A 15,524-nucleotide genomic window follows, 5' to 3' on the forward strand; every position below is an offset into this window, starting at 1 on the left:
CCTGCCTGCTATATCGCCGCAAGGTGGCGTTTTATCAGCTTCAGCCTGGAGATACGCGGCAAGCGGTGCTTGCCCGCTTCGGTACGCCCACCCATGTGGAGCGTGAAGGCGTCGCCTTCAAACAATATTCCTCCACGCCATGCGCGGTGCCTTGCGCCGAGCGGCTGTGGTTCGAGAACCGCTTGGACGCGGAGCTGGGAGTGTGGTCGGTAGAGCTGGACCGGCATGGCCGCGTGGTGAACAAGAATTATCTGGTATCGCTGCAGGCCTTCTTGCTAGGCCACCTCGCTCACCACATAGCGGTACTTGCCCGACGCCTCCGCCGCGATCTCGTCGACTTCCTCGATGGCGATGTCGACTTGCGCGCCCAGCCTGGCCCGGAAGCCGGTGACGATGGCGCTGCGCGTGGCGTCGTCCAGGCGCGGCAGGCAGACCAGCAGCACGCGCGTGCGCAGCAGGCTTTCCTGGATGATCTTGAAGCTGCGCACCTGCGGCAGTTCGCGCACGATGTAGACGAGGGCCAGGCCGTGCATGACGGTGCCGTCGACGGCCGTGAGGAAATCCGTGCTGCGCCCTTCGATTTTCTGCAGCAGGGGCAGGCCGCGGCCGCAGGTGCAGGGTTCGGCACCCAGCGCGCCCACGTCGCCCGTGGCGTAGCGGATGAAGGGGTAGTCCTGCGTGGCCAGGTGGGTGACGACGATGTCGCCCGTGGCCCCTGGCGGCAGCGGCTGGCCATTGCCATCAAGGATTTCCACGATGATGTCTTCGGCCGTGATGTGCATGCCGCCGTCCGGGCATTCGTGGGCGATGAAGCCCGCGTCGCGCCCGCCGTAGCCGTTCGCCACGGGGCAGGCGAAGGCGGCGGCGATCTGCGCGCGTTGCTCGTCGTACAGGCGTTCTGCGGTGACGAACGCCACTTTCACGCCCAGGCCGTCGAGCGGCAGGTCGCGCGCGCTGGCGTGGCTGGCGATGCGGCACAGGGCGGACGGATAGCCGAACAGCATGCGCGGACGCCAGCGGCGCAGCTGCCTGACATAATCGTCGAGGCGCGCGGGCGACATGGCAAACGCGGGCAGCAGGGTGGTGCGCAGCAGTGCGTCGCGCAGGCGGCGCACGCGGTCCTGCGCGTGCAGTTCGATGGGCGAGCCCCACAGCACGGCTTCGCGGTCGCCGATGTCGACGCCCCACCAGCGCGTGGCGCGCCACTTGGCGGCGATGTCGTGGCTGATGCGGCGCCGACCCAGGAAGAACTGCAGCGGCTCGCCGCTGGAGCCGCCCGTGGCGAACGGCCGCAAGCCCACGGCGCGGGCGGACTTGAAGCTGTCGCGCGCGCTGGCAATATCGCGTTTGCGCAGCAGCGGCAGGCGCGACAGGTCGGAAAGCTGGCGCAGCTGTTCCGGGTCGAAACCGCTGCGGGCGAACAGGGCGCGATAGTAGGGCACGTGCGCGCCCGCGTGGCGCAGCAGCGCGCGCAGGCGCGCCAGCTGCCATTCTTGCAGCTGTTCTGCGCTCCACCACTGCGAGCGTTCCAGCCGGCGCAGCAGGCGCACGCTGTGGTGGCCCTTGAACCATTCATGCAGGGGAAACAGCCAGTGGGCGACGAGGCGCGTGTAGGCGCCGGGACGCGGCGCGGCGCGGATACGGCGGTAATGGGCGGCCAGCCTGGGCGCGATGCCGGGCCAGCCGAAGGCGGCCGCATGCGCCAGGCCCGCGTTTGCCAGCGCCTGCGCGCGCGGCGGATCGCGCAGCAGCGCCAGGATGGCCTGCGCCATGGCGGCCGGATCTGCGGGCGGCACCAGCAGGGCCGTCACGCCGTCCTGCAGCAGCGCGGGGATGCCGCCCACGTTGGTGCTGACGACGGGCACGCCGCAGGCCAGCGCCTCGAGCACGGAATTGGGCATGTTGTCGGCCAGGCTGGGGTTGAGGACGATGTCGCCGGCCTGGTACAGGGCCGGCATGGCGGCGTTGTCGACGGGGCCGGCGAAGCGCACGGCATCCTTCACGCCGAGCGACCTGGCCAGGCGCGCCAGCGCCGCGCGCTGCGGCCCGCCGCCGGCCAGCACCAGGCGCGCCGCGGGAAAAGCCTCGCGCACGATGGCGAAGGCGCGCACGGCGCTGGCATTGTCGTACAGGCTTTCCAGATGGCGCGCCACGAGGATGCACGGGCCGGTATCGCCTGGCGCACGCGGCGCGGCCGGCGCAAAGCGCTGCAAGTCCACCACGTTCGGCACGATGTGGGCCGTATGGCCATGCTGCTCGAAGACGCCGGCCAGGTAGGCCGACGGCACGACGATGGCGCTGGCGCGGCGCAGGCTGAACGCCACCAGGCGCGGCGAGCGGGCGAAAAAGGCGGCCGCTTCGCCGCCCCGGTAGTTGAGCAGGGCGGGCTTGCCTTTCAGGCTGGCGATCCACAGGGCCGGTGCGGCCTGCAGGTGCCAGGACCAGCCGGAATTGGCCATGATGTGGAACAGGTCGACCGTATTGGCGGCGCGCCACAGACGCCACAGGTGCAAGGGCAGGCGCAGCGCGGCGCGCAGGTAGCGGATGCGCGCCAGCCAGGGCGGCAGGACGGGGCCGTTGACGGCCAGCAGCTGCACTTGCGCGCCGTCCTCGCGCAACAGCCGCGCCAGCTGCGCCGTCTGATTCGCCATGCCGCCGGCCGGCGGCGGCAGCGGGCCGACCAGCGCGATGCGCAGGCCCGTGAAGATCATGGCGTCGCTCCCGGCGCCATGCGTGCCGCCGCCACGCGCGCATACACGGGCGCATAGCGGCCCACGCTGGCGCCCCAGCTGCGCTCCGTCTCGACGAAGGCGCGCGCCTGGCGCCGCAGCGGCGGCCAGCTGGCCGGGGCCAGCAGCAGGTTCAATACCGTTTGCGCCAGCGCTTCGGCGTCGCCGGCGCGAAACAGCATGCCTGTCGCGCCATGCTCGACCAGTTCGCGGTGGCCGCCCACGTCGGACGCCACCACGAGACGCCCCTGCGCCATCGCCTCGAGCGGTTTCAAGGGCGTCACCAGCTCCGTCAGGCGCATCGGCAGGCGCGGATACACGCAGATGTCGACCAGCTGATAATAGCTGGCCACCTGCGCATGCGGCACCCTGCCCGCGAAGACCACGGCGTGCTCTATGCCCAGCTGCGCCGCCAGCGCGCGAAGCGGCGCGTCCTGCGGTCCGCCGCCGGCCAGCAGCAGGCGCAATGCCGGCTGCGCCGCCAGCATGCGCGGCATGGCGCGCAGCAGCAGGGCCAGGCCCTCGTAGGCATAGAACGAGCCGATGAAGCCGATAACAGGATGACCATCCAAACCCAGCGTGCGGGCCAATGCCGGATTGTGGGAGGCATGGAAGGCGCCCGTATCGACGGCGTTCGGGATCACCGTGATCTTATGCGCGGGCACGCCGCGCGCGCACAGTTCGTGCCGCAAGCCCTCGCAGATCGTGGTGACGGCGTCGGCGCGACGCAGCGCATAGGTTTCCAGCGCCCGCGTGAGCCGGTAGCGCAAGCCGCCGGAGCGGCTGCTGCCATGGTCGGCGGCCGCGTCTTCCCAGAAGGCGCGTACCTCATACACGACGGGGATGCCCAGCGCGCGGCCCGCGTTGAGGGCGGCGACGGCGTTCAGGGCGGGTGAATGCGCATGCAGGATGTCGGGCTTGAGCCGTTGCGCCAGCTTGCGCAAACGCACGGCCAGGCCGACGATGACGGCCACTTGGCGCAGCACGGGCAGGCGCGCCCACCAGCGCGCATCGGGCGCCGTGCGGTAGAAATGCCAGCCGTCGACCAGCTGCTGCGCGCCGTCGGCCGGACCCTGCTTGGCACTCGTGAGCTGCATGGTGTCCCAGCCCAGCGCGCGCTGCTGCCGCAGGATGGCCAGGGTGCGAAACGTGTAGCCGCTGTGCAGGGGCAGCGAGTGGTCGAGGATGTGCAGGATGCGCATGGATTAACCTGGGACGGATGTTGTGGTCAGTCCCTGCGGGAGCGGAATACGGCCCATTGGGCCATATTCCCCCAACGGGTCTGACCCCGTTGCAACCTGGCGCAAAAAGGCCTCGAACATCAGCAGCGCCCACAGGGGCGCGCTGTAGTCGCGCCGCCCGCTCGCGTGCTGCTCGAGCAGCAGGCGCACGTAATCCATGTCGAACAGGCCGCACTGCGCCAGGGTGGGTCCGAGCAGCCGCTGCTGCAGGCGCTGGCGCAGCGGGCCGCGCAGCCAGTCGGCCAGCGGGATGGAAAAGCCCATCTTCTGGCGGTACAGCAGGGTGTCTGGCAGCAGCGGGCGCAGGGCTTTTTTCAGCAGATACTTGCCGACACCGCGCCGCAGCTTGAATTGCGGCGGCAGGCCGGACATCCACGCCACCAGTTCATGGTCGAGCAGGGGCGAGCGCACTTCCAGCGCGTGCGCCATGCTGGCCCGGTCGACTTTCGTGAGGATGTCGCCGGGCAGGTAGGTTTTCAGGTCCAGGTACTGCACCTGCGACAGCGGATCCTGCGCGGGACTGGCCAGCGCGTGGCGGCGCAGCACTTCCACGGCGCGGTAGCCGTGCAGGCTGCGTCGCAGCTCGGGGCTGAACAGGCGCGCGCGCATGGCGTCGCCCAGCAGGCTGACGCCGTGAAAATACGCGTCCGTCGTATCGCGCGCCAGGCCCTCGAAGGTGGTCTTGGCGCGCAGGAAGCGCGGCGCCCAGTCGGCCTTCGGGTACAGCCGCCCCAGGGTGCCGAACAGTGACTGGCGCAAGCCGGCCGGCAGCAGCGGGTCCATCGCCTTGCGTACTTTTTCCTCGCGCGTGTGCAGGCGGTAGCGCCGGTAGCCGGCCAGGCTTTCATCGCCGCCGTCGCCCGACAGGGCCACCGTGACCCGCTGGCGCGCCAGCTGGCACACCCGATACGTGGGCATGGCGGAACTGTCGGCGAACGGTTCGTCGTACAGCTTGGCCAGCAGGTCGATCAGCTCGAAGTCGTCCTGCTCGACCTGGCGCGCGTGGTGCGCCGTGCCGTAGCGGCGCGCCACCAGGTCGGCGTAGCGCGCCTCGTTGTACGCCGGGTCGCCGAACGAGATGGAGCAGGTGTTGACGGGCGTGGCGCTGGCGCCCGCCATCAGCGCCACGACGGCGCTCGAATCGACGCCGCCGGACAGGAATGCCCCCAGCGGCACTTCGGCCACCATGCGGATGCGCACCGCTTCGCGCAGGCGCGCCAGCAGTTCGTCGGCCGCCTGCCCCTCGCTGGCGGGCGGGTTCGGCGTGAACGGGATGTCCCAGTATGCTTGCGGCGCGGGCAGCGGCTGGCCGGCGCGGATGGAGAGGGTATGCCCGGGCGGCAGCTTGCGCGCGTGCTGGAAGATGCTGCGCGGCTCGGGTACGTAGCCATAGGCGAAATACTCTTCCACGGCCAGCGGGTCGAGTTCACGCGGCATGGCCGGATGCGCGAGCAGGGCTTTGAGTTCGGAGCCGAACAGCAGGGTGCCGTCCTGCGCCTCGCCGTAGTACAGGGGTTTGACGCCCAGGCGGTCGCGCGCCAGGAACAGCACATGGCGCCGGCGGTCCCACAGGGCGAAGGCGAACATGCCGCGCAAGCGTTGCACGCATTGTTCGCCCCATTGCTCCCAGGCGTGGACGATGACTTCCGTGTCGCTGCTGGTGCGGAAGGGGTGGCCGAACTGGCGCAATTCCGCCATCAGGCCGCGATAGTTATAGATTTCGCCATTGAAGACGATGGCGATGCTGCGGTCGGCGTTGAACAGCGGCTGCTGGCCGCTGGCCAGGTCGATCACGGACAGGCGCCGGTGCGCCAGGCCCAGTCCCGGCTCGCGGTGCAATCCGCCTTCGTCCGGCCCCCGGTGGCGCAGGCTGTGGTTCATGCGCGCCAGCAGCAGCACGTCGATGTCGCGCTGGCCCTGCAAATCAAAGATGCCGCTGATGCCGCACATGGGAGGCCTTTCAGGGAGTGGTGGACAGGGGAGAGGGCTGGCGCGCGCCCGTCAGGCGGTCGTACACGGCCAGATAGGCGCCGGCCATGGCGGGCAGGCTGTGCTCGGCCAGCACCTGGCGCCGCCCGCGCGCGCCATGGCGCGGACCGAGTTCCGGCATGCTGTAGTAGTCGAGCATGGCGTCGGCCAGCATCTCGGGCGAACCGGGCGGCACCAGGGTGCCGCTCCAGCCCGACTGCACCAGTTCCGCGTTGCCGCCCACCTGCGTGGCGACGACGGGCAGCCCCGTCGCCATCGCTTCGAGGATGGTGTTCGAGCTGCCTTCGGCCAGGGACGGCAGCACGAACAGGTCCATGGCGCGCAGCAGCTGCGCCACGTCGTCGCGCGCGCCGGGCAGCCAGGCCAGATGGGCCGCGCCGGCCTGTTGCAGCAGCTCCAGGCAAGCCTGGCGGCACGGCCCGTCGCCGACGATGATCAGCCGCAGGCGCGCGCGGGCGCCCGGCTGGGCCAGCAGCAGCAGGAAGGCCCGCACCAGCGAGGCGGGATCCTTGACGGGGGCCATGCGGCCCACGCTGCCGATGACGAAGGCGCCGTTGCACAGGAAACCGGGCGGGCCCACGGCGGCGGGCGGCCCCAGGCGCGGATGGAATTGCACGCTGTCGACGCCATTGCCGATGTGCGACACCTGCGTGGGCGCCGCGCCGATGGCGTCCACCAGCCAGTGGCCCAGGTCGGCGCTGACGGCGATGAAGTGCTGCACCAGCGGCAGCATGCATTTGCGCAGCAGCCGGTATTTGCGGCGGGTGCCGTGCAGGTCGCTCATGTCGCGCCCGTGCTCGCCATGCACGCGCAGGCGCACGCCGGCCAGACAGGCCAGCAGCTGCGCCTCGAGGCAACCCAGGTTGCGCGTATGCACGAGCGCCGGGCGCAGCTGTTTCAGCACGCGGTACAGGCGCAGGTAGTGGCGCCAGTCCTTGCCTTCGCGCTTGTCCAGGCTGATCACGTCGACGCCAGGGGTGGTCAGGCGCTGGCGAAACGCGGTGGCGTTCTTCAGGCAGACGATGGCGTGCCGGTAGCGCCCGGGCGGCAAATGGTTGATCAGGTTGACCAGGCCGTTTTCCAGCCCGCCCACGTCGAGCTGGTGGATCACGTGCACGATCAGGGGGGCGCCGCCGGGCCCTGCGGCAGCCTGGCGCGTGCCGCCGGTATCGAAGTCAAGGGCCATGCGGCAGCTCCTGCAGGCGTTGTTCGATGACGGGCAGCGCCGCTTGCAGGAAGGCTTGCAGGCGCGCGTGCGGCGGCGGCGCCAGCTCGTCGTAGGCGGCAAAGACGAGGATGTCGGCGCCATCCTGGCGCCTGCCCAGCAGCTTGGCTTGCGCCAGCAGCAGTTTCACCAGCACGGGCCGGGCCGTGACGATGCCGCCCTGGCGGTAGAGGCGCCACACGAGCAGGCGCTCGCCGCCGTGCGCCAGCACGCTTTCGCGCACGGTCATGGGGCCGCCGGCCAGGGTGACGGGCCGCACGCGCTGCGCCAGTGCCATCCAGCGGGGGCCGTAGGGCAGGGCCTGGTGCGTCAGCAGTTCGGCATCGCGCGCCTGGCGCGCATACCAGTGCAGCTGCAAGCCCACCGGCGCGCCGTCGCCATCCCGGCGCGCATACGTGGCGGCAAAGCGCGCGGGCGCGCCCGCATACGGCGCCTGCCAGAGGGGCGCCGCGGCGTGCAGACGCCGCCAGGCGGGCGGATCGGGCAAGGCCAGCACGGCGGGGGAGCCGGGCGCCGCCATGCCATCCTGGCGCTGGCTGGCGAAGGCCAGCGCCGGCCACAGCGCCGCCAGCAGCAGGCAGGCGATGCTGGCGCGCACGGCGGCGCGCGGGCTGGCCGCAACGCCACCAGCGACAGGCCGGGGCGGCAGGACGGGTGGCAACGTGGGTGGCAAGATCGGCGCCGGCGGCAGTTCGCGCCAGCGCGCGGCCAGCCAGAACAGCAGCAGCGCCACCACGCCGAAGAACAGCCAGCCATAGATCAGGTGGTCGACGCCCACGGCCAGGCGCATATTGCTCAGGTGGCCCAGCATCACGATCAGGTAGGCGCGCACGCCATTGGCCAGGATGGGTACCAGCAGGGCGGCGGCCATGACGGCCACGCGCCGCGGCGCGCTGTGGCAGTTGACGTGGGCGAACAGGGCGCCCAGGGCCAGCGCGGCGATCAGGTAACGCAAGCCGCTGCACGCCTCCACCACCGACCAGTTGCCGGAGGGCAAAGAAAAATTGCTGCCGTCGCGAAACACGGGCACGCCCGTCCATTGCAGCGCCGTGACGGTGAAGGCGGCCGTGAAGTCGATCAGCGGGTCGAGGAAGACTTCGCCAAACGGCACGGCCAGGAACAGATACGCGAGCGGAAAGGCCAGCAGGCGCACGGCCGGCCAGCCGAGGATGGCCAGCACGCAGGCGGGCAGCATGGCCGTGGCCGCATATTGTTCCACCACGGGCACGTTGGCGGCGTCGGCCAGCAGCCAGGCCAGACCCAGCGCGCCCAGCAGCAGCAAGCCCTGCCGCGACGGCTGGGGCGCCAGCGCGGCCAGGCGGTCCCGCTGGCGCCAGGCCAGCCAGCAGCTGATGGGCACGATCAAGAAGCCGTGCGCGAACGTTTGCGAGCGGGACCACAGTTCCACCATCGACCAGAAGGTGGCGTGGTACAGCAGCACGACGGCGGCCAGGGCCAGCAGCAGGGCCGCCAGGGCGGCCTGGCGCCGGCCCCGCGGCAGGACGGCCGCGTCCGGCAAACGCGTGGCGCTGTCGAGCTGCAAGCTCATGTGGAGGGCTCCCGCGCCGGCAGCAAAGGCGCGGCGGCGCCGCTGCCAGCCGCATCGGTCCCGGCCTCGGCAGGCAGTCCCAGCATGGCGCCCAGGCCCCGCAGATTGCGTTCCCAGTCGTAATCCTGCAGGACCAGCTGGCGCGCCGCCGCGCCGATGGCCGCGCCGCTGCCTTCGGCCGCGTCGCCCTGGGCATGGCGCAGCACGCGCGCCGCATGGTGGATGAATTCGGCGTCGTCGCGCGCCAGCAGCAGTTCCAGGCCCGGCTGGGCGGCGATGCCTTCCAGCGCCTGCGGCGTGGCCAGCACGATCTTGCCCATCGCCATCGCTTCCAGTACCTTGTTCTGCACGCCGCGGGCGATGCGCAGCGGTGCCACGGCCAGGGCCGCGCCGGCCAGGTAGGGGCGGATGTCGGGCACCTTGCCCGTCACCACCACGCCAGGAGTCTTGGCCAGCGCCGTTACGGCGGGCACGGGCGCGCTGCCGACGATATAGAACCGCAGCTGGGGAAACTGGCGCCGCAGGGCGGGCCAGACGTGGCGCACGAACCATTGCACGGCGTCGACGTTCGGCCAGTAATCCATGGCGCCCGTAAACACCAGCGCCTGCACGCCGGGCGGATATACGCCGGGCTGGGCCGGCATGGGCGTGAAATATGCCGTGTCGACGCCGTTGTTGACATGGCCCGTCTTGCGCCGCGCCATCGGGGCGCACTGGCGGAACAGGGCCGCTTCGGCCGGCGAGACGAAGCTGGCGGCCGTGAACTGCTGGGCGATATGGCGCTCGTACTGCAGCAGCAGATGCGCTTCGCGGCGGTACAGCTGCGACATGGGCCAGGGCTTGCTGTCGCCGTACTGGCGCCACTTGTCGGAATCGACGTCGACGAAATCGATGACGCGGTGCAAGGCGCGGCCCGCGCTGCCGTCGATGTATTGCGCCATGGGGCCGGAAAAGGCCAGCGCGTGGCGCACCTTGCCGGTCGAGATCACGCCTTCGACCCATTGCAGCAGCCGCGCATCGCGGTAATACTGCACGCTCATGGCTTGCCGCGACAGCAGCGCCTGCGTGGCGCGCCAGCGGGCCGTAGTGCGCCGCAAGCCGATGAAGCGCGTGCTGGCGCACAGGGCGGCCACGGTTTTCGCGTGCTGCCAGTCGTCGTCATCGTCGATGAAGCAGCCCAGGTGCACGCGGAAATGCCGGCTCAGGTATTGCAGCATGTGCCACGAACGTATCTTGTCGCCCTTGTTGGGCGGATACGGCAGACGGTGGGAGAGGAACAGGAGTTCGCGCATGGTGTGTCCCCTTGCTTAGCCCAGTTGCCGCACGATGTGCGGCCCCAGCAGGTTGGCCAGCGGCAGCGGCAGGCGGCGCCAGGCGCGGATGAACAGCGCGTATTTCGGATTCAGGGGATTGACTTCCGGCAAGGCCCTGGCGCGCACGAGCTGGCAGGCATACGGCAGCGGCTGCGCACTAAAACCCCAGTTCTTCTTGAAGTCGAAGGCGCCCGTGCCCAGCTTGCTGCGGCCGAAATCGAACAGGCGGTAGCCGCGTGCGCAGGCGCGGCGCATCGCTTCCCAGTACATGAAGTCGTTGGCGCCCGTGCTGCGCGCCAGCGGCGTGCCGCCACCGTAATACGGCAATACTTCATCGCGGAAATAGAACAGCAGCACGCTGGCCTGCGCCTGTTGGCCGTGGTACACGGTGAGGATGTCGCAGGCGTCGCCGAAGACCGTGCGCAGCAGGGAAAAATGGCGCTGCGCGAAGACGGGCGTGCCCAGCCGGTGCACGCTGGCCGCATAGATCGGGTAGAAATGGCGCAGGTCGTAGTCGATGGCGCTGTGCAGGCCGCCCGCCATGGCCTTGCGCACGACGGCGCGCTGCTTGCGGGGTATGGCCAGCAGATTCTGCTCGGCATCTGGGCTTAACGGCCGGCGGAAGGTCGCGTACAGGGGTTTGTGCAGCCAGGAAGTCTCCATGTCTTCCGGCGCTTCGCGCCAGCGGTATTCCAGGTGGCCCACGCCGAGGCGCCGCGCCAGCGCCAGCGCGGCGCTGTCGAGCGCCTGGCGCACGGCCGCGCCGCCGCCGGCGATGCCGCCGTAGACGCAGAACGGCAGCGAGACGAGCGATGCGCCGAACAGGCGGCTGCGCAGATGGGCCAGCGGCAGCACGCCGGCGATGCGCCCGTCCTGTTCCGCGTACAGGAAATAGCTGTCGTGCTTGAAACCTTGCTCCATGATGGTTTGCCAGCCCGCCCGGTGAAAGAAGGTCGCTTGCTGGCAAGTATCGACAAAGGCATCCCAGCGTGCATGCTCGTGCGCCTGCAGGGAGCGCACGGCGATGGCGGCGCTGGACGGCGCGTAGTCGGGAGGAAGGCTGGCCTCGTGCATCATGTGCTTTCCAGAAAAATACGGTCCATGCGGTCCCAGGCGAAGTCGCGCGTCAGTCGCCCCAGCCGCGCTTCCATGCGCCCCAGGTTCAGGTAGTGGCGAAAGCGCGTCCTGGCGCTGAGACCAAGTGGACGCGGCTGGCCGGGATCGAGTTCCCAAGGATGAAAATAGAATATGCCAGCTTGCCCGTCGCGCGAATTGATGCGTCGCAAAAGCCAGCGCGACAGTGCATACGGCATCAATCTGAAATAGCCGCCGCCGCCGGCCGGCAGGTTGCGTCCGCGCAGGCGCACGGTGCTGACGGGCAGTTCCAGCACGCCGTGCGGCCCGCGCGGGCGCCAGGCGAAGCGGGGCGCGTCGGGCATGCCGTAATGGTCGTGGCGGATCGGGTAGATGCTGGAACTGTAGCGGTAGCCCGCTTCCTGCAGCACGTCGAAGGCCCACAGATTGGCCGCGCCGATGGAAAAGCTGGGCGCCCGGTAGCCGCGCACGGCCAGCCCCGTCAATTGTTCCAGGATGGCCTTGCTGCGGCGCACGTCGTCGGCGAACTGCGCGGCCGGCTGCTCGTTGGCGCGCAGGTGGGCATAGCCGTGGCTGGCCACCTCGTGCCCGGCGGCGGCCACGCGGCGCAGCATGGCCGGATAGCGTTCGGCGATCCAGCCCAGCGTAAAAAAGGTGGCGTGGATGCGCCGGCTCTCCAGCAGCAGCAGGATGCGCTCGATATTCGCCTCGACCCGGCATTCCAGGCGGGGCCAGTCGGCGCGGGCGATGTGCGGCGCGAAGGCGGACACCTGGAAATAGTCTTCCACGTCGATGGTGAGCGCATTCTTCAGCGCCGGCGGCAGCGCAGGCGCCGTCATGGCGTGCCCCGGCGCGCCGCCAGCCAGGGCGCGACGATGGCGGCGATGCGCGTGGCCGCGTGGCCATCCCACAGGGGCGGTATGCGGCCCCGCTTGCCGCCCGTGTCGAGGATGGCGCGCGCCAGCGCCAGAATGGCGGCCGGCTCCGTGCCGGCCAGCGTGTTCGTGCCGTCGCTCACGGTGACGGGCCGCTCCGTGTTGGCGCGCAGGGTCAAACAGGGCACGCCCAGGGCCGTGCTTTCTTCCTGGATGCCGCCCGAATCCGTCAGCACCAGGCGCGCCTCTTGCATCAGGCCCAGCATTTCCAGGTAGCCCAGCGGCGGCAGGCGGATGATCGCATGCCGCGCCAGCACGGGTTCCAGGCCCGCCAGGCGCAGGCCGGCCAGGGTACGGGGATGGATGGGGAACAGCAGCGGCAGCTGGCGCGACAGCTGCCCCAGCGCCTGCAGCAGCGCGGCGAGCTGCGCCGGGTCATCCACGTTCGACGGCCGGTGCAGGGTCAGCAGGCCATACGCGGGCGGGCAGGCGTGGCCGTGCGCGCGCAGGGTGGCGGCCGGCTTGACGGCGCGCGGCAGCTGCCGCCGCAGGCTGTCGATCATGACGTTGCCCGTGAAATGGATGCGTTCGGGAGCGATGCCTTCGCGCAGCAGGTTGGCGCGCGCGCCTGCCTCGCTGGTGAGCAGCAGGCTCGATAATTGATCCGTCAGCACGCGGTTGATTTCCTCGGGCATGCGCCGGTCGCCGCTGCGCAGGCCCGCCTCGACGTGGATCACGGGGATGTCCCGCTTGGCCGCCACCAGCGCGCAAGCGAGGGTGGAATTGACGTCGCCCACCACCAGCACGGCATCGGGCGCCAGCGGCGGATGGGCGTCGAGCACGGCGTCGAAGCGGCGCATGATCTCGGCCGTCTGCTGCGCGTGGTTGCCCGAGCCGACGTCGAGGGCGATGTCGGGCGGGCGCAGGCCCAGGTCCGTAAACAACTGTCCATTCATGGCCGTGTCGTAATGCTGACCCGTATGCAGCAAGGTCACGCGCACGGCCGGCGCCTGGCGGGCCAGGGCGGCCAGGATGGGCGCCATCTTCATCAGGTTGGGGCGCGCGGCCACCACGCACAGCAGGTGCGCCGGCGCGGCGGACGCAAAAGAGGGGTCGGACATTGCGGCCTCCTTAGAATTGCATGATGAGCGTGGCGCTGACGCCGTTCTCGCGGTAATCGCCGCCCCGGTTGCTGGCGTGGCGCGTGTGGCGCAGCTCGATGCTGGCCGTCATGTCCGGCTGCAGGATGCGGTTGTAGCCGGCCGTCATGGTGATGTTGTTGTCGCGCCGGGGCACGCTCAGCGAGCGCACGCTGGCGTAGCCGCCATTGAGATTCACGCTGGTGCGCGCACTGGCTTGCCAGCTCCAGCCCAGGTTGCCGCCGATCTGGCGCGTGCGGTCTTCGCTGCCGAATTCCACGCCGGGCAGCAAGCCGCTGTCGATGCCGCTGGCCGTCTGCGCCGTACGGTCGACAACCGTGATGCCGGCGATCATCGTGCTTTTCGCCGTGGCGCGCGCCATCGTCAGCTTCAGCTGTTTTTGCAGGAAATAGCGGTGGCTGAAGTAATTGATGGCGCCCCGTTCCGGCCCCAGGCTGTTGGCGTAGCGCAGGAAGGCATCGATGCGCAGGCGCCGGTCGCGCGTGTTGGGAAAGATGCCGCGCCATAACTGATCGAGCAACTGGGCCGCGTCGCGGTTTCCCAGGCGAGAAAATTGCGTCGGCATGGTGGTGATGTTTTCGCTGTAGCTCAGTTGCCAGTTGGTATGGCGCTGCAGGAAGTTGGCATCCAGGCTGTAGGTGGTGCCAAAGAAGCGCTTGCCCGTGCTGAAGGCCACGCTGGTGCGCGGCGATGGCGTCCACACGCCGCCCAGCGACCAGAAGCGCCCCTCGGGCGCCTTGCCGCTGGTAGAGATATAGCCTTCCTTTTCCAGGCCGCCGCTGGCCGTGGCCGCCCATTTGCTGCTGAACGGATAGCGCAGGCCCACGCTGCTGCGCTGCATGCGCACGGGCGCCAGCTTGCTGTCCTGCGTGCGGCGCACGTCGTGGCTGGCGTTCCAGGTCCAGCCGCCGGCGCGCGGCTCGCCGCTGAGCAGCAATTCCATTTCATCGCTGTGCACGGACAACAAGTCGCCGCCGCTGTCGACCGTGTTGCGCGTGTAGCGCAGCTCCGCCGTGGCCAGGCCGCGGAAGCGGTGGCGCAAATACGGGCTGATGCCGGTGGTGCGCACGGTGCTGGCATTGTCCGTGTCGGGCAGGTCGTCGATCAATTGGGGACCGAACGGCGAGATGTTGCGCCGGTTCACGCTGGCATCGGCATCGATGAAGAACCAGTCCTTCACCAGCTCGGCGTCGGCCGAGGCGTGCAGCTGGTGGTTATCGGTATCGGCACGCTGTCCCGACAGGTATTTGTGCCAGCTGTAGTCGAGGTGCACGCGCAGGCGGGGGCCCGTGCCGATGAGGGCGATGGCGGGCGCGATTTCCGTGATGAAGTCCGATTGCGCCTGGCCGGGCGGCGCGCGCAAGGCATTGTCCGTATAGCTTTCGCGCAGGCGCAGCGACGGTTTCACCAGCCAGTCGACGGCGCCGGCCGGCGCGGGCAGCAGCAGGGACAGGAACGGCAGCAGCGGCAGCGGAACCCGGCGGCTAATCGTAATGGCCATAGCCGTAGTAGTCGTTGCCGGGGAATGATCTGGTCTTGTTGTAGATTAAATGGATGTGCTCGCACGAGTCGATCTGGCGCAGCGCTTCCTTGACGGCGTGCTGGGTCGTCGTTTCCGCCTCGACCACCATCACCACTTGGCCCATCTGTCCCACCAGCGCGTGCGCCTCGCTGGTGATCAAGAGGGGCGGCGAGTCGAAGACGACGACGCGGTCGGCGTAGCGGCTGGCGATCTCGGCCAGCAAGCGGCTCATGGCCCGGCTGGCCAGCAGTTCCGTCGCATGCTTGTTGCTGCGCCCGGCGGGCAGGATGCTCAGGTTGGCCACGTTGGTTTTCAGGATCACGTCCGCCATCGCCAGCTGCGGGTCGAGCAGCACGTCCATCAGCCCCGGCTCGGGCGGCAGGCCCAGCACTTTCAGCACGGACGGGCGCGCCACGTCGGCATCGACCAGCAGCACTGTGATATCCATTTCCATGGCGATGCTCATGGCCAGGTTGACGGCGCAATACGTCTTGCCTTCGCCGGGCATGGCGCTGGTGACGACGATCAGGTTGCCGTGGCGGATGGCCTCGGCGCCGCTGGCGCGCGCCTGGCGCAGCAGCGGGCGCTTGATGATGCGGAAATCCTCGGCCACCGAACTGCGCCCGCCATCGTGCGTGAGCATGCCCTGCTCGGCCAGCCGGGCCAGGTTCAGGGGCCGGTACTGGGGCGAGCGGGCCGCCTGCGCGCCATCCGCGCCAGCGGCCACCTCCGGACCATCCGCACCATAGGGCACGCTGGCCTCGGCCACGCCCAGGATCGTGGGTTCCTGCTTGCCGCTGTCCTTGCTGCTCATCGTCGCTCCCCT

At 69.8% G+C, this 15,524-nt stretch carries 11 protein-coding genes; all 11 read right to left on the bottom strand.

Annotated features, from left to right (window positions below; translation table 11 throughout):
* Window positions 1–275 precede the first annotated feature (275 nt).
* Genes AC0V2Y_RS22330 through AC0V2Y_RS22380 form a run of 11 tightly spaced genes read right to left on the bottom strand, consistent with a single transcriptional unit; the run spans window position 276 to window position 15,512 of the window.
* Window positions 276–2,711 (bottom strand): glycosyltransferase, encoded by a 2,436-nt coding sequence (locus AC0V2Y_RS22330; protein WP_475416042.1) that lies wholly within the window; start codon window positions 2,709–2,711, stop codon window positions 276–278.
* Window positions 2,708–3,931 carry a TIGR04063 family PEP-CTERM/XrtA system glycosyltransferase gene (locus tag AC0V2Y_RS22335; RefSeq protein ID WP_475416041.1) on the bottom strand — a complete coding sequence of 408 codons (1,224 nt, stop codon included), beginning with the start codon at window positions 3,929–3,931 and terminating at the stop codon, window positions 2,708–2,710. Before AC0V2Y_RS22335 ends, AC0V2Y_RS22330 begins: the two co-directional genes overlap by 4 nt.
* A gap of 3 nt (window positions 3,932–3,934) precedes the next feature.
* Window positions 3,935–5,920 carry an XrtA/PEP-CTERM system amidotransferase gene (locus tag AC0V2Y_RS22340; RefSeq protein WP_475416040.1) on the bottom strand — a complete coding sequence of 662 codons (1,986 nt, stop codon included), beginning with the start codon at window positions 5,918–5,920 and terminating at the stop codon, window positions 3,935–3,937.
* Window positions 5,921–5,930: 10 nt separating this feature from the next.
* On the bottom strand, window positions 5,931–7,145 hold the full coding sequence (locus tag AC0V2Y_RS22345; protein WP_475416039.1) for a TIGR03088 family PEP-CTERM/XrtA system glycosyltransferase: 1,215 nt from the start codon (window positions 7,143–7,145) through the stop codon (window positions 5,931–5,933).
* Window positions 7,135–8,733, bottom strand: coding sequence for an exosortase A (gene xrtA, locus AC0V2Y_RS22350; RefSeq protein WP_475416038.1), 1,599 nt, complete (start codon window positions 8,731–8,733; stop codon window positions 7,135–7,137). The genes AC0V2Y_RS22345 and xrtA overlap by 11 nt, the downstream gene beginning before the upstream one ends.
* Window positions 8,730–10,025: a TIGR03087 family PEP-CTERM/XrtA system glycosyltransferase gene (locus AC0V2Y_RS22355; protein WP_475416037.1), complete on the bottom strand. Its 1,296-nt coding sequence runs from the start codon at window positions 10,023–10,025 to the stop codon at window positions 8,730–8,732. Before AC0V2Y_RS22355 ends, xrtA begins: the two co-directional genes overlap by 4 nt.
* Window positions 10,026–10,040: 15 nt before the next feature.
* On the bottom strand, window positions 10,041–11,120 hold the full coding sequence (locus tag AC0V2Y_RS22360) for a FemAB family XrtA/PEP-CTERM system-associated protein (RefSeq protein ID WP_475416043.1): 1,080 nt from the start codon (window positions 11,118–11,120) through the stop codon (window positions 10,041–10,043).
* Window positions 11,120–11,980: an XrtA system polysaccharide deacetylase gene (locus AC0V2Y_RS22365; protein ID WP_475416036.1), complete on the bottom strand. Its 861-nt coding sequence runs from the start codon at window positions 11,978–11,980 to the stop codon at window positions 11,120–11,122. The genes AC0V2Y_RS22360 and AC0V2Y_RS22365 overlap by 1 nt, the downstream gene beginning before the upstream one ends.
* Window positions 11,977–13,137: a non-hydrolyzing UDP-N-acetylglucosamine 2-epimerase gene (gene wecB / locus AC0V2Y_RS22370; protein WP_475416035.1), complete on the bottom strand. Its 1,161-nt coding sequence runs from the start codon at window positions 13,135–13,137 to the stop codon at window positions 11,977–11,979. The genes AC0V2Y_RS22365 and wecB overlap by 4 nt, the downstream gene beginning before the upstream one ends.
* A gap of 10 nt (window positions 13,138–13,147) precedes the next feature.
* A complete protein-coding gene (locus AC0V2Y_RS22375; RefSeq protein WP_475416034.1) occupies window positions 13,148–14,677 on the bottom strand; it encodes a TIGR03016 family PEP-CTERM system-associated outer membrane protein in 1,530 nt (509 codons plus the stop codon).
* Window positions 14,661–15,512: an XrtA-associated tyrosine autokinase gene (locus AC0V2Y_RS22380; RefSeq protein ID WP_475416033.1), complete on the bottom strand. Its 852-nt coding sequence runs from the start codon at window positions 15,510–15,512 to the stop codon at window positions 14,661–14,663. Before AC0V2Y_RS22380 ends, AC0V2Y_RS22375 begins: the two co-directional genes overlap by 17 nt.
* Window positions 15,513–15,524 lie beyond the last annotated feature (12 nt).

The organism is Janthinobacterium sp. BHSEK (assembly GCF_056174685.1).

Excerpts from the sequence above, each read along its gene's own strand:
- AC0V2Y_RS22375 (WP_475416034.1), bottom strand. The coding sequence starts at position 14,677 with ATGGCCATTACGATTAGCCGCCGGGTTCCGCTGCCGCTGCTGCCGTTC.
- AC0V2Y_RS22335 (WP_475416041.1), bottom strand. The coding sequence starts at position 3,931 with ATGCGCATCCTGCACATCCTCGACCACTCGCTGCCCCTGCACAGCGGC.
- xrtA (WP_475416038.1), bottom strand. The coding sequence starts at position 8,733 with ATGAGCTTGCAGCTCGACAGCGCCACGCGTTTGCCGGACGCGGCCGTC.
- AC0V2Y_RS22360 (WP_475416043.1), bottom strand. The coding sequence starts at position 11,120 with ATGCACGAGGCCAGCCTTCCTCCCGACTACGCGCCGTCCAGCGCCGCC.
- AC0V2Y_RS22345 (WP_475416039.1), bottom strand. The coding sequence starts at position 7,145 with ATGGCCCTTGACTTCGATACCGGCGGCACGCGCCAGGCTGCCGCAGGG.
- AC0V2Y_RS22380 (WP_475416033.1), bottom strand. The coding sequence starts at position 15,512 with ATGAGCAGCAAGGACAGCGGCAAGCAGGAACCCACGATCCTGGGCGTG.
- AC0V2Y_RS22330 (WP_475416042.1), bottom strand. The coding sequence starts at position 2,711 with ATGATCTTCACGGGCCTGCGCATCGCGCTGGTCGGCCCGCTGCCGCCG.
- wecB (WP_475416035.1), bottom strand. The coding sequence starts at position 13,137 with ATGTCCGACCCCTCTTTTGCGTCCGCCGCGCCGGCGCACCTGCTGTGC.
- AC0V2Y_RS22340 (WP_475416040.1), bottom strand. The coding sequence starts at position 5,920 with ATGTGCGGCATCAGCGGCATCTTTGATTTGCAGGGCCAGCGCGACATC.
- AC0V2Y_RS22365 (WP_475416036.1), bottom strand. The coding sequence starts at position 11,980 with ATGACGGCGCCTGCGCTGCCGCCGGCGCTGAAGAATGCGCTCACCATC.
- AC0V2Y_RS22355 (WP_475416037.1), bottom strand. The coding sequence starts at position 10,025 with ATGCGCGAACTCCTGTTCCTCTCCCACCGTCTGCCGTATCCGCCCAAC.